The 12,600-nt window shown below is 61.5% G+C and carries 13 protein-coding genes; 8 read left to right on the top strand and 5 right to left on the bottom strand.

The window, feature by feature from the left end; genetic code table 11:
- Window positions 1–5: 5 nt before the first annotated feature.
- The 3 genes from HF955_RS02540 to HF955_RS02530 all read right to left on the bottom strand — a co-directional run bounded on the left by HF955_RS02540 (window position 6) and on the right by HF955_RS02530 (window position 2,950).
- Window positions 6–452: a hypothetical protein gene (locus tag HF955_RS02540; RefSeq protein WP_291077601.1), complete on the bottom strand. Its 447-nt coding sequence runs from the start codon at window positions 450–452 to the stop codon at window positions 6–8.
- A gap of 156 nt (window positions 453–608) precedes the next feature.
- Window positions 609–2,591, bottom strand: a complete 1,983-nt coding sequence (locus HF955_RS02535) for a M56 family metallopeptidase (RefSeq protein ID WP_291077599.1) — start codon at window positions 2,589–2,591, stop codon at window positions 609–611.
- Entirely contained in the window at window positions 2,588–2,950 is a 363-nt protein-coding gene (locus HF955_RS02530) for a BlaI/MecI/CopY family transcriptional regulator (protein WP_027837202.1), read from the bottom strand. The genes HF955_RS02535 and HF955_RS02530 overlap by 4 nt, the downstream gene beginning before the upstream one ends.
- A gap of 181 nt (window positions 2,951–3,131) precedes the next feature.
- Here HF955_RS02530 and HF955_RS02525 point away from each other — a divergent pair, with 181 nt between their 5' ends.
- From HF955_RS02525 to HF955_RS02515, 3 genes are all read left to right on the top strand, one after another.
- Window positions 3,132–3,869 (top strand): DUF4197 domain-containing protein, encoded by a 738-nt coding sequence (locus HF955_RS02525; protein WP_291077597.1) that lies wholly within the window; start codon window positions 3,132–3,134, stop codon window positions 3,867–3,869.
- Window positions 3,869–4,849: an alpha/beta hydrolase gene (locus tag HF955_RS02520; RefSeq protein ID WP_291077595.1), complete on the top strand. Its 981-nt coding sequence runs from the start codon at window positions 3,869–3,871 to the stop codon at window positions 4,847–4,849. The genes HF955_RS02525 and HF955_RS02520 overlap by 1 nt, the downstream gene beginning before the upstream one ends.
- A gap of 88 nt (window positions 4,850–4,937) precedes the next feature.
- Window positions 4,938–6,743 carry an SLC13 family permease gene (locus tag HF955_RS02515; protein ID WP_291077593.1) on the top strand — a complete coding sequence of 602 codons (1,806 nt, stop codon included), beginning with the start codon at window positions 4,938–4,940 and terminating at the stop codon, window positions 6,741–6,743.
- Window positions 6,744–6,746: 3 nt separating this feature from the next.
- Here HF955_RS02515 and HF955_RS02510 read toward each other — a convergent pair whose 3' ends face one another.
- Window positions 6,747–7,214: a MarR family winged helix-turn-helix transcriptional regulator gene (locus HF955_RS02510; protein WP_291077591.1), complete on the bottom strand. Its 468-nt coding sequence runs from the start codon at window positions 7,212–7,214 to the stop codon at window positions 6,747–6,749.
- A gap of 91 nt (window positions 7,215–7,305) precedes the next feature.
- Between HF955_RS02510 and hppD the strand changes: the two genes are divergently transcribed.
- The 5 genes from hppD (at window position 7,306) to HF955_RS02485 (ending at window position 11,690) form a co-directional block, all read left to right on the top strand.
- Window positions 7,306–8,403 carry a 4-hydroxyphenylpyruvate dioxygenase gene (gene hppD / locus HF955_RS02505; protein WP_291077589.1) on the top strand — a complete coding sequence of 366 codons (1,098 nt, stop codon included), beginning with the start codon at window positions 7,306–7,308 and terminating at the stop codon, window positions 8,401–8,403.
- A complete protein-coding gene (locus HF955_RS02500; RefSeq protein WP_291077587.1) occupies window positions 8,403–8,954 on the top strand; it encodes a VOC family protein in 552 nt (183 codons plus the stop codon). Before hppD ends, HF955_RS02500 begins: the two co-directional genes overlap by 1 nt.
- 342 nt (window positions 8,955–9,296) lie before the next feature.
- A complete protein-coding gene (locus tag HF955_RS02495; protein WP_291077585.1) occupies window positions 9,297–10,307 on the top strand; it encodes a fumarylacetoacetate hydrolase family protein in 1,011 nt (336 codons plus the stop codon).
- A 46-nt stretch (window positions 10,308–10,353) separates the two neighbouring features.
- Entirely contained in the window at window positions 10,354–11,061 is a 708-nt protein-coding gene (locus tag HF955_RS02490) for a CoA transferase subunit A (protein ID WP_291077583.1), read from the top strand.
- Window positions 11,061–11,690 carry a 3-oxoacid CoA-transferase subunit B gene (locus tag HF955_RS02485; protein WP_291077581.1) on the top strand — a complete coding sequence of 210 codons (630 nt, stop codon included), beginning with the start codon at window positions 11,061–11,063 and terminating at the stop codon, window positions 11,688–11,690. The genes HF955_RS02490 and HF955_RS02485 overlap by 1 nt, the downstream gene beginning before the upstream one ends.
- An 8-nt stretch (window positions 11,691–11,698) precedes the next feature.
- On the opposite strand, the gene HF955_RS02480 is transcribed toward HF955_RS02485, so the two are convergent.
- A complete protein-coding gene (locus HF955_RS02480; RefSeq protein WP_291077579.1) occupies window positions 11,699–12,529 on the bottom strand; it encodes a DUF1206 domain-containing protein in 831 nt (276 codons plus the stop codon).
- Window positions 12,530–12,600: the final 71 nt, after the last annotated feature.

The following is a 12,600-nucleotide window of genomic DNA, read 5'->3' as shown; positions in this document are numbered from 1 at the left end:
CCGTCTTACAGGGTTCGCGGGGGATTGCCTACATTGTCCTCGCGCATTTGCTGCATCAGCCCGATGATCGGGGCGACCCATTCCAAGGCGGCCTCGTCCACGCCTTCATCGCGCAGAAAACCGATCAGGGCAGGGGCGAACTGATCGCTCTGGTGGCATTCCGCCAGGGCCAGTTCGAGATCCGGGATGACCTGGTTCTGGAAACTGTCCGCGAAGGCCTGAAGATCGTCCGCCCGTGACATCAGCCGCATGGTGGTGAACGTGTTCAGATCGCCCTCATCATTGGTCAGGCGGCGCAGATCATTGATCAGGCCGCGATTGTCCGATGCGAACTGGCCGAGAATCTGGTCGGATTTGTATTCCACCCAGGCCTGCGTGCACGGTTCGGGTGCCGTGACACAGGCAGCCAGCGGGCAGGTGGCCAGGGCGATCATGGCAAGCAGGCGATTCATCTTGTCCCTCCGGGAGTCCAGTCCTTGCAGGTCACCCTAGAGCGCACGGCCCGCCTCGCAAGGCGCGGGACACAGCAGGCAGGAAAAAGCCCCGGCGCATAGGGACCTGCGCCGGGGAGCTTCCACTGGGCGTTCCGTGCAAAGCCCGGGCGGAACCTATTTTTCGTCCGATGTCTCGGTGTCGATCGTGATCGTGTGCGTGGACGTGCCCTTCAGCTGCTTCTTGAAGGATGTCTTTTCCTTCGCATCCAGCTTGTCGCTCGACAGCACGGCCTTGATGGTGGTCTTGGCCTTCAGCGTGTCCTTGTCGCCTTTGACGCAGACAATCTTCACGTCCTTCTTGCGGGACTCGCCAACCTGCTGTTCCAGCACGCGGGTTTCCCCTTCAGCCATGTCTGCGGTGCGGCACTGTTCGACAAGTTCGGTCAGGGCCAGATGAGTGGTCTCGATCTCGTCCTCGAACTCGTCGCCATAGGCCAACTCGATCTTGCGCTCCAGCGCATCGGCGTGGGCCTCGATCCGCGCTTCAATGGCTTCCAGTTTCGGCTCGAAGCGGGCTTCCCAGGCCTCGACGCGGGCTTCGGCCTGATCCGCGATGCGTTCGGCGTGGATTTCCCAGCGTTCGGCCTCTGCTTCGACCTTGTGGGCCCAGGCTTCCCATTCGGCCTCGGTCTTCGGCATCGTCTCTTCCGTGAAGCTGAAGGCAAGCTCCATCTTGCGGTTCAGCTCCTCGTCAAAGCCGTCAAAGGCCATGTCGATCTCCGGCATGTTTTCCAGCATCGCATTCAGGTGGGCCGTTTCGTTCTCGATCTTCAGGGTGAGGATCTCGATCTCGCGCTCCAGCTGGGGCGTCATCGGGTCTACCCGGAATGGCTCGCCGACCAGCACGACCTGGCGGTCCTTCACTTCGTCGCCATTGATGAACAGTGTGCCATCACTGAAGCGCAGGCTGTGCGTTTCCTTGACGATCCTGCTGTCGTCTTCGCCGCCCGCCAGCTCCGCCATGTCGACCTGCTTGTCGACTTCTGCTGATGCGCAGGCGGACGTGACAAATCCGGAGGCAAACAGCGCGGTGCTGCCCAGGAGACCGGAGAGGCCGGCGCCGACGAGGCGGCGGGAACGGGACGGGCTGGGCGTGGTCATGCGGATCATTCTTTCTTTCAGGGCATGGGTCAGCGGCAGGCTGGCCGCGGCGGTGAGGCGTTCCGGCAGGGCAAGCTGCACCGCCTTCAACAGGGTCTGGCCATAGGCGTGCGGGGTCGAGGCGCCGGACTTCAGCACATCGCTGTCACAGGCGGCTTCCTGGTCCGTGCGGAAGGCCCGGCGTGCCAGATAGGCCAGCGGGTTGAACCAGAGCAGGGACACGAAAATTTCCGACACCTGCAGGGCCCAGAGGTCGCCACGCTTGATATGGGTCAGCTCATGCGCCAGGGCAGCGCGTTGTTGCGGGACGGAATAGTCATCCTCGAACCAGGCTGGCAGCAGCACGGTCGGGCGCAGCAGGCCGGAGACCAGCGGGCCGGACGAAATGAAACTGATTGAAACGCGCGGAACACGCTTCAGCCCGACCTGGCGCGCCACTTCCACCGCCAGGGTTGCGAGGTGTGGAGACGGCGCCATTTCCTCCCGGCGCAGGGTCTGCATGAAGCTTTGATGCGCCCAGCTGCTGCGGATCAGCATGTACAGTGCCCCGCCCGCCCAGATGGTGAGAAGGGACCAGAACAGCATCCCGTCGAACATGCCTGCGGACAGTTCGGGGAATGCCAAGGGTCCTTGAGCTGTATCGAGCAGGGGACTCGACGGCTCGGAGCCTGGGACGGGCGGCGCACTGATGACGGGATGGGCGGTCCCGGCGGGCTCTGCCGTGCGTATCACAGCCGGGGCCGCCTCCGCTGTATTGGTGGCTGCGGGCAACCAGCTCTGAATGCCGGCAAGAATGTCCGCCATCGGGGTGGGCATGGACAGCGGGGGCAGGGCAAGCCGGATGACCGGAAGAGCCCAGAGCGCATAGGCCACGCCGGCACCGAACTGGCGGGCCACATGGCCGCGGACGACAAGGATCAGCGCCATCAGCACCGAGACGGCAATCACGGTCTGCACGCCATACCCGAAATTGAGGCTGTTCAGATCGAAAATCATTTCTTCAACTCCCCCAGAAGCTTTTCGAGTTCGGCGATGTCATCTGCCGTCAGGCCGCGCGTATCTGCCAGATGGGCAACGAGGGGGGCGGCCCGGCCGGAAAACACCTGGTCGACAAATTGCCGTGCGGCGCCGGCCTTGTAGGTGCCTTCCTCGATCAGCGGGAAGTACAGATAACGCCGTCCGTCTTCCTCGGTACGGAGGGCGCCTTTTTCGACAAGGCGGGCCAGCAGTGTCTTCACGGTACGGCTGGTCCAGTCCTTTTCCGTGCCAAGCGCGTCATGCACGTCCGAAGCGGCAAGGCCCGGCCGTGCCCAGAGCACGCTCATCACTTCCAGTTCTGCGTCGGAAATTTTCATTCTGTAGAACCCCTCTCTGGACTACAAGCGTAGTCGTAAGCGATGACTACAGTCGTGGTCAACACCTTTTCCATGACACGTTGGTAAGGTCGCTGCGGCCTGCACGAATAGCTGTGGGGCAGTCTTCTATTCCCCCGCGCCGTCGAGTACGCTTGCCGGATCAGATAGAGGAGGAGCGGCGATGAGACGGGCGGTGATACTGGCAGGGCTGGCGGCCATGGGGCTGACAGGATGTGCAACAACCGGCAGTTCGGGCGATTTCGGGCGGGTTCTGGGTGAAGTGATCGGCCAGCCCGCGACGCAGGGCGCGCTGTCCCAGGCGGAAATCGATGCCGGCCTGAGGGAAGCGCTGACGGTCGGCACGAATCTGGTCGCGGCGCAACTCGGGCAGACGAATGGCTATTTCGGCGACAGCCAGATTCGCATCCCGCTGCCCAAGACCTATCGCGATATCCAGTCGGGCTTGTCCCGCGTTGGAGCCAGCGGCCCGCTGGACGATCTGGAATTGCGGATGAACCGGGCCGCCGAGGCTGCCGTGCCGGAGGCCAGGACGCTTGTCCTGGGTGCCGTTCGCCAGATTACCATCGAGGACGCCGTGCAGATTCTGAATGGCGGAGACACGGCCGCAACCGACTATCTGCGCGCAAAGACGGAGACACAGCTGCGCGCGGCATTCACGCCCTATGTCAAAACGTCTCTTGCAGAGGCGGGCGCCTTTACCTCTCTTGAACAGGTCGCCAATAGCTATGGCGTGGGCGGGGTCACGTCGTCGCTGCAGAATGACCTGACCAACCACGCAGTCACACTCGGCCTGGATGGCATGTTCCATTATGTGGCCCTTGAGGAGAAGAAAATTCGTGAGAACCCAGTGGCTCGCACAACTGACCTGCTGCGGCGGGTCTTCGGATCGAGGGGCTGATGCGTCGCTTTACGTATGAGGCCAAGGCCGGCGGTGACATGGCCGGCATTGAATTCGGAGATCCGATCAAGCCATTCTCGGCGCTGTGGCTGCATGCGACCGGCTTTAACGCCATGACCTACCAGTCCCTGCTGGCGCCGCTCGGCCTGCGCCAGCGCGTGGCGGCGCTCGATCTGCGCGGCCATGGCCGTTCGACGCTGCCGGCCAAACCTTCCCGGATGAAATCCTGGAAGCGCCATCGGGACGATGTGATCGAGTGGCTGGAGAAGGAGGCCCCGCACGGCGTGATCCTGGGGGGGCACTCCATGGGCGGATGTGTGGCACTGATGGTGGCCGGCAAGCGCCCGGACCTGGTAAAGGGCCTGGTTCTGGTTGATCCGGTGATCATGTCGAAATCGATCTATTTCTGGCAGCACATGTTGACGCCAATATCCTTTCTGCTGCCGAAAAATGCCATGGCACGCCGGGCGAAGAAGCGCCGGGCGGAGTTCGGATCCTTCCGGGAGGCGCTGGAATCCTATACCGGGCGGGGCGCCTTCCAGACCTGGCGCGAGCCGTTCCTGGCCGACTATCTGCTGGACGGGCTGGAGCGGACCGACCACAATTCTGCCGACAGCGAGGACCAGACCTGGAGCCTGCTGTGCGAACCTAAATGGGAATCCGCAACGTTTGCGGCCCAGCGCAACCGGCCCTGGAGTGCGCTGCGCAAGGTGAAGAAGCACAAGATTCCCATGACGATCCTGCGACCGACACGGGATTCGGTGATCACCGACAAGGTGCGCGCGCGGCTGATCCTGTCCTATCCGGCCATGATGATGAAGGCTGTCCGGGGCACGACGCATTTCCTGCCCATGGAAGCCCCGTACGAAGTGCGTGACCAGTTGTCGGCCTTCCTGGCGCGACTGGTGGAGCGGTTCACGCTCGAGGAAGACGCCTTTGTCGAGCGGTCCCTGAAAGTGCGCCGCCGCCGCACAGGGTAGGGGAACCCGGCACGTCGGTTTAGAAAAGCTCAGTAGCGGAACATTCGCGTGTCGTATAATGATACGCGGTTGCCATTGGAGCTGCCCCATGCCCGCCGACATCCTGGCCTTGCCGGGCGTAGAGATCGCCATCGTTCTGCTGCTGGTGGCCATCGTGTTCTTTGGCTTCATTCGCGAGGTGCTGCCATCGGATGTGGTTGCCCTGCTGGCCATGGGCGCCTTGTTGCTGACCGGGATCCTGTCGGTGCCAGAGACGCTGGCCGTCTTCTCGAATTCTGCGCCGATCACGATCGCCGCCATGTTCGTCCTGTCAGCGGCCCTGGAACGCACAGGCGTCATCGGCGCTGCCGGGCGATGGGTGTCCCGGCTGGCCGGCGGGGCGTCGCCCGTCCTGGCCATGGTCGGAGGGGTGATGCTGCTGTCGGCCTTCATGAACAACACTCCGATTGTCGTGATCCTCATTCCGATCGTGATCCAGTTGTCCCGACGACTTGGAATCTCCCCGTCAAAACTGCTGATTCCGCTCTCTTTCGCCGCCATTTTTGGCGGCACGACAACACTGATCGGAACGTCCACGAACCTGCTGGTTGATGGGGTGTCGCAAAGCGCGGGGCTGGAGCCGTTTGGCGTGTTCGAGATCACCGGCGCCGGTGTCCTGCTGGCGCTGGTCGGGGCGGTGTATCTGGCCATTACGGCGCCCGTTCTCCTGCCATCGCGGGACTCACTGATCGATCTGTTGCCGGATACCCGCAATCGCCGCTTCCTGGCCCAGATCCTGATCCCCATCGGATCGCCCCTGATTGGCAAGACCGTATCGGAGACGGGGTTCAGCCCGGAAAAAGGCTTCAAGGTGATTGATGTCTTCCGGGAGGGCCTGTCGCTGCGCGCCAGTTTGCGTCAATTGGTTCTGCAGGCCGGGGACCGGGTCGTGCTGCGTTCGCCCGTGTCGGAAATGCTCACCCTGAAGGAAGCCGGCAGTATCGCCATTGGCGCCACCGCTGCAGACGCCCGGCCGGCCTTTGAGCCCATCCAGACGAGCGAAACCGTGATCATGGAAGGCGTGATCGGGCCGCAATCCCGCCTGATCGGTCGTTCCCTGACAGGGCTGGGCCTGGCGCGTCTTTATGGCGTCTATGTTCTGGCCATTCACCGGCGCGGCGAGAATGTTACCGAGACCGACGACATCCGGTTCGATGTCGGTGATACCGTGCTTCTGGAAGGTCCGGCGCGCGGCATGCGGCAATTGTTCGAAGACGGTGTTCTGAATAATCTGACAGAGTCGACCGACCGGGCCATTCGACGCGACAAGGCGCCGATTGCGATCATTGCGCTGTTGGCCGTAATGGCGCTTGCCGCCATGGGCGTGCTGCCCATTGCTGCGCTGGCCCTGATCGCCGCAACGGCGGTCGTGGCGCTGGGGTGCCTTGATCACCAGGAGGCGTACCGGGCGATTCGCTGGGATATCCTGATGCTGATCTTCGGCATGCTGGCACTGGGGCTTGCCATGGAGAAGTCCGGCGCGGCCGCTCTCCTCGTCGGTCATCTGGCCGGGCTGACGTCCGGCATGGGGCCGTTGGCCGTTCTGGCGGTGCTCTATCTGGTGACGTCGTTCCTGACGGAGATCATGAGCAACAATGCCGCGGCCATCCTGCTGACGCCAATTGCCATCGGGCTCGGCACGCAATTGGGCATCGATCCCCGGCCCTTTGTGGTGGCGGTCATGTTTGCCGCCAGTGCGAGCTTTGCGACCCCGATCGGGTACCAGACAAACACGTTGGTCTACAGCGCGGGCGGGTATCGGTTCTCTGACTTTCTGAAGATCGGCGTGCCGCTGAACCTCGTCATGTTCGTGGCATCGATGGTCGTGATCCCGATGTTCTGGCCGCTGGCCTGAGCCTTACCAGAGCGGACGGTCTGGGGAGGCGGCCTCGGCGAGCTTGGCCATCAATCGATCAAGCTCGCGGCGCTCTTCCTCTGTCAGGCTGCCGGACAACTCCTGCTCTTCGCCCAATGCCATGGGGACGATCATTTCGTAGACCTCGCGGCCGGCCGGGGTCAGGAAGAGCTGCGAGCGGCGGCCATCGGTCTCCGAAGTCTTGCGCTCCAGATAGCCCATCTCGATCATCGCTGCGATGGCGCGGCTGACGGCGACCTTGTCCATGGCCGTCAGCTGTCCGATTTCCGTCGCGCTGATGCCCGGCCGGTCGCCAATGACCGCCATGACACGCCATTGCCAGATCGACAGGCCGAATTCGCGATCATACAGGGCGGCGATCCGGGTCGAGATCGTGTTCGACAGGACGGACAAGCGATAGGGCAGGAATTCGCGAAGGCGCAGCAGGGAGGTGTTTTCGGTATCAGGCATGAATCATTGATTCAGCCTTGAACTCCGCGTGTCAATTAGTTACATATGAAACTAATAGTTTTGACCCCGATATCACGACTGGAGCGCACCCATGGCAGACCTGTTCGAAAACCCCGCCGGCCTTGACGGGTTCGAGTTCATTGAATTCTCGGCGCCCGAGAAAGGCATCCTGGAGCCCGAATTCGAGCTGATCGGCTTCACCAAGGTGGCGCGCCATCGCAGCAAGGATGTCGAGTTGTGGCGCCAGGGCGGGATCAATCTGATCACCAATTACGAACCGAAATCCGCCGCATGGTACTTCGCGCGCGAGCATGGCGCGTCTGCCTGTGGCATGGGCTTTCGTGTGCGCGACGCGCGCAAGGCCTACAAACATTTGCTGGCTCAGGGCGCTGAGCCTGTGAATGTGAATACCGGACCCAGCGAACTGCACATTCCGGGCATTCGCGGCATCGGTAATTCGATCATCTATCTGGTCGACCGCTATGGCGATGATCTCGATATCTATGACATCGACTTCGAATACCTGCCGGGCGTGGACAAGCACCCCGAAGGCGCAGGCTTCAAGCTGATCGATCACCTGACGCACAATGTCTATGGTGGGCGGATGAAGTATTGGGCGGACTTCTACGAGAAGCTCTTCAACTTCCAGGAAATCCGCTATTTCGACATCAAGGGCGAATATACCGGCCTGACCTCAAAGGCGCTCACGGCGCCGGACGGAAAGATCCGCATTCCGCTGAACGAGGAAGGCGAGGGCGGCAAGGGCCAGATCGAGGAATTCCTGCGCGAATACAATGGCGAGGGCATCCAGCACATCGCGCTGATCTGTGATGACCTCTATGCCTGCTATGACCGGTTGAAGGCGCGCGGTGTGCCGTTCATGACTGCGCCGCCGGCGACGTATTACGAAATGCTGGATGAGCGCCTGCCCGGCCATGGCGAAGACGTTGAGGGCCTGAAGGCCCGCGGCCTGTTGCTGGACGGCACGACCGAGGGGGGTGAGCCGCGCCTGTTGATGCAGATCTTTGCGCAGGCCCAGATCGGCCCGGTCTTCTTCGAATTCATCCAGCGCAAGGGCGATTACAAGGACGGCTTCGGCGAAGGCAATTTCAAGGCCTTGTTCGAAAGCATGGAACGTGACCAAATCCAGCGAGGTGCGTTGAAGATCGACGAAAAGGAGGACGCGTAATGACCGTTCCCGCCCCGCTGAAAGGCGTTCACCATGTCGCCTATCGCTGCAAGGATGCGAAGGAAACGGTGGAGTTCTACCGCGATGCACTCGGCATGGATTTCCAGCTGGCGATTGCAGAAGATCATGTCCCTTCGACCGGAGCGTATGATCCGTATATGCACATTTTCCTCGATGCGGGGAATGGCAATGTGCTGGCCTTCTTCGAACTCCCCCAGCAGCCCGACATGGGCCGCGACGAGAACACGCCGGTATGGGTGCAGCATATCGCGTTCCGCGTCGGCTCTCTGGACGAGTTGATGGAAACCAAGGCGCACCTTGAAGGCATGGGGCTCGACGTGCTCGGCCCGACGCATCACGGCATCTTCAAATCGATCTATTTCTTTGATCCGAATGGCCACCGCATCGAACTGGCCGCTGACATCGGCACGCCGGAGCAGATGGCGCAGCTGAAAGAGGTGGCCCAGCCGATGATCGACGAATGGAGCGCAACGAAGAAAGCGCCGAGGCATGCGGCCTGGCTACATCAGAAGATCGCGGAGGAAAGCTAGGTGGTTCGCCGAAATGGCCTGTTCACAGCTATCTTGCTGTTTTGTGGACCACTTATCGTCTTGTCTTCCTTTCTCGTATGGATGTCCCCACTGGGATTGGGATTTAGTGCTGAAGCCGGCGCGCGATTGAAATCGCCTCTTGTCATGACCGCCTACTGGGCAACTTTCCTCTCCGGACCCATCGCCGTGTTTGGCATGCTTCCTCTGTCTGCGAGTATGTCCATATACGAGCGAACACGAAGGCTTGGCTTTCAGATTTTGATTGTCACGACGGTCTTACTTATTACGGCGCAATTGTTTTTTCTACTCTGGCTTTCGAGCTAACTCGACAGGACCAATACTATGAAACTCGCCACACTGAAGAACGGCGCCCGTGACGGCCGCCTCGTTGTCGTTTCGAAGGATCTGACGCGCTACACGGATGCGGCGGCGATTGCGCCGACGCTGCAGGCGGCGCTCGACAAATGGGACGTCTACGCGCCGAAACTGCAGCAACTGGCCGAACAGGTTGAGCTTGGCAGCGTGCCGACCGCGCGCTTCCACGAGCATGATTGCGAAAGCCCGCTGCCGCGCGCCTATCAGTGGGCGGACGGGTCGGCCTATATCAATCATGTCGAACTGGTGCGCAAGGCGCGCGGCGCGGAAGTGCCGGAAAGCTTCTACGATGATCCGCTGATGTATCAGGGCGGCTCGGATGCTTTCCTCGGCCCGCGCGACGCCATCCCGCTGGGTGATACGGCCTGGGGATGTGACATGGAAGGAGAGATTGCGGTCATCACCGACGATGTGCCGATGGGCGTCACCGAAGCCGATGCCGCCAGTCACATCAAGCTGGTCATGCTGTGCAATGACGTGTCCCTGCGCGGCCTGATTCCCGACGAACTGGCCAAGGGGTTCGGCTTCTTCCAGTCGAAGCCGCCGAGCGCGTTCTCGCCGGTCGCGGTGACGCCGGACGAACTGGGCGATGCGTGGAAAGACAGCCTCGTCCATTTGCCGCTGCGCGTGGATTATAATGGCGCGCCGTTCGGCCGCGCCGAGGCAGCAGAAGACGCCACATTCAGTCTCGCGCGGCTCGTCTCGCACGCGGCGAAGACGCGGCCCCTGTCAGCCGGCACGGTGATCGGTTCCGGCACGGTGTCCAACAAGGGCGCCGATGGCGGCCCCGGAAAACCTGTCAGCGAGGGCGGACTCGGTTATTCCTGCATTGCCGAAATCCGCATGATCGAGAAGATCGCTACCGGCGACTTCAAGACACCCTTCATGTCCCCCGGCGATACGGTCCGGATCGAGATGTTCGACAAATCGGGCCATTCGATCTTCGGAGCGATTGAACAAACCGTCGAGCAGGTCTAGAACGTCTGCTGCACCGCAGCATGACCTAAGGGGAGGCCCGCACTTCATGGCGAGCAAGATATACAAGACGGCCGCAGATGCGCTGGAAGGCGTATTGTTTGACGGCATGACGATTGCCGCTGGCGGTTTCGGCCTGTGCGGCATTCCGGAACTGTCCATTGCGGCCATCCGGGAAGCTGGAACGAAGGACCTGACCGTCTATTCCAACAATGCCGGCGTGGACGATTTCGGCCTTGGCCTTCTGTTGCAGACAAAGCAGATCAGGAAGATGTGCTCATCCTATGTCGGCGAGAATGATTTGTTCATGCAGCAATATCTTTCCGGCGAACTGGAGCTGGAATTCAACCCGCAAGGCACGCTGGCCGAGCGCATGCGCGCCGGCGGTGCAGGCATTCCGGGCTTCTACACAAAGACCGGCGTCGGCACGCTGGTGGCCGAAGGCAAGGAAGAGAAGGTCTTCAATGGCGAGACCTATATCCTGGAAGAGGGGATCTTTGCAGACCTCGCCATCGTGAAAGCCTGGAAGGCCGACACGACCGGCAATGCAATCTTCCGCAAGACGGCCCGCAACTTCAACCTGCCCGCCGCGACGTGTGGCAAGATCTGCGTCATGGAGGTCGAAGAGATCGTCGAGCCCGGCGAGTTGGACCCGGACGCGATTCACCTGCCGGGCATCTATGTGCACCGTCTTGTGCAAGGCGAGTTCGAGAAGCGGATTGAACAGCGGACTGTCCGCAAGAAGGAGAGTGCCTGATGCCTTGGGATCGCAATCAGATGGCGGCGCGGGCCGCGCAGGAACTTGAAGACGGCATGTATGTGAACCTCGGCATCGGCATTCCGACGCTGGTGGCGAACCACATTCCGGAGGGTGTGAACGTCACGCTGCAATCCGAGAATGGCATGCTGGGCATGGGGCCATTCCCGTTCGAGGGCGATGAAGATGCCGATTTGATCAATGCCGGCAAGCAGACGATTACGGAGCTTCCGCAGTCTGTCTATTTCGACAGCGCGACCAGCTTCGGCATGATCCGGGGTGGCAAGATCGCGATGGCGATCCTCGGCGCGATGGAGGTGGCCGAAAATGGCGATCTGGCGAACTGGATGATCCCCGGAAAGCTGGTCAAGGGCATGGGCGGCGCGATGGATCTCGTGGCCGGTGTGGGCCGGGTTGTCGTCGTCACCGACCACGCCAACAAGCGCGGTGAGTCCAAGGTATTGAAAGAATGCACGCTTCCGCTGACAGGGCTGGGCGTGATCGACCGGATCATTACCGACCTCTGCGTCATGGATGTGGTCGAAGGCGGCCTGAAAATTGTTGAACTTGCACCCGGCGTGACCATGGACGAAGTGAAATCCAAGACCGAGGCGACGCTCGTTGACTAGGGCTGTGCCTAGCTGGCAGGCGAGGCGAGCGTCTTGAGCGTGTCGTCTGTCAGTCGCGGCACGATTCGATAGCGCGCCATCACGAAGCAATAGACGGCGAAGCCGGCCAGTCCCGCTCCGGCAAGGGCCAGCAGGACGCGCCCGAAAGTCTGGGTCTCAAGGATACGCAGGGCCTCGCCGAGCCCGGCTGCGCGCTCCGGATTGGCCGTGATACCGGCCCACAGGATCAGCCCTCCGACAATCAGCAACACAAATCCGTGCGCCGCGAGTCCGAAGCGGACCATGGGTTCCAGCGTCTCGGCCATGCCCTTGCGCACAATGTCCTTGCGGTGCGCGGCCTTCCAGGATTTGACGAAAAGGTAGATGGCGACGCTGAGCGTGGTGATACCGGCTGCGATCACGACCAGACGTCCAACAGGATGCTGCATCAGCATGGCACTCCAGTTCTCGGCGGAAGAGTCGTCGCCGCTGGTGCGCAATCCCTTCATCAGGATCACGATGGCCGAGACGCCCAGCGCGGCATGCGTCAGGCCGGACATGATCTGACCAGCCCGATTGGCATAGCCTTCTGCATCATCCCCTTCGTCTTCCAGATCCAGGATACCGTCAACCAGACGCCAGAGCGTGTAGGCGAACAGGCCGACTGCGGTGATTGCAAGAAGGACAGATCCGAACGGTTGCCTCACCAGAAACACCAGCGCACCAGATGTGCCTTCGGCTTCACCGCCATTCAGCGCGGCAAAGAATGCCAGTCCGCCCACAATCAGATAGACCACGCCCCGCGCGCCATAACCGGCACGCATCAGCCATTCGATCGCTGTGTTGGCATGGTCCGTCATTGAGGTCCTTTCCGCGTGTGACAATAAAAGCCGCTGCGCGACAATCGGTTCCCTTCGTGGCGGTTGCCGAC

Origin of the sequence: Hyphomonas sp. (assembly GCF_017792385.1) — a bacterium.
Taxonomy (GTDB): domain Bacteria; phylum Pseudomonadota; class Alphaproteobacteria; order Caulobacterales; family Hyphomonadaceae; genus Hyphomonas.
The sequence above is the reverse complement of the archived record's forward strand: the minus strand, read 5'-3'. Positions and strand labels throughout refer to the sequence as shown.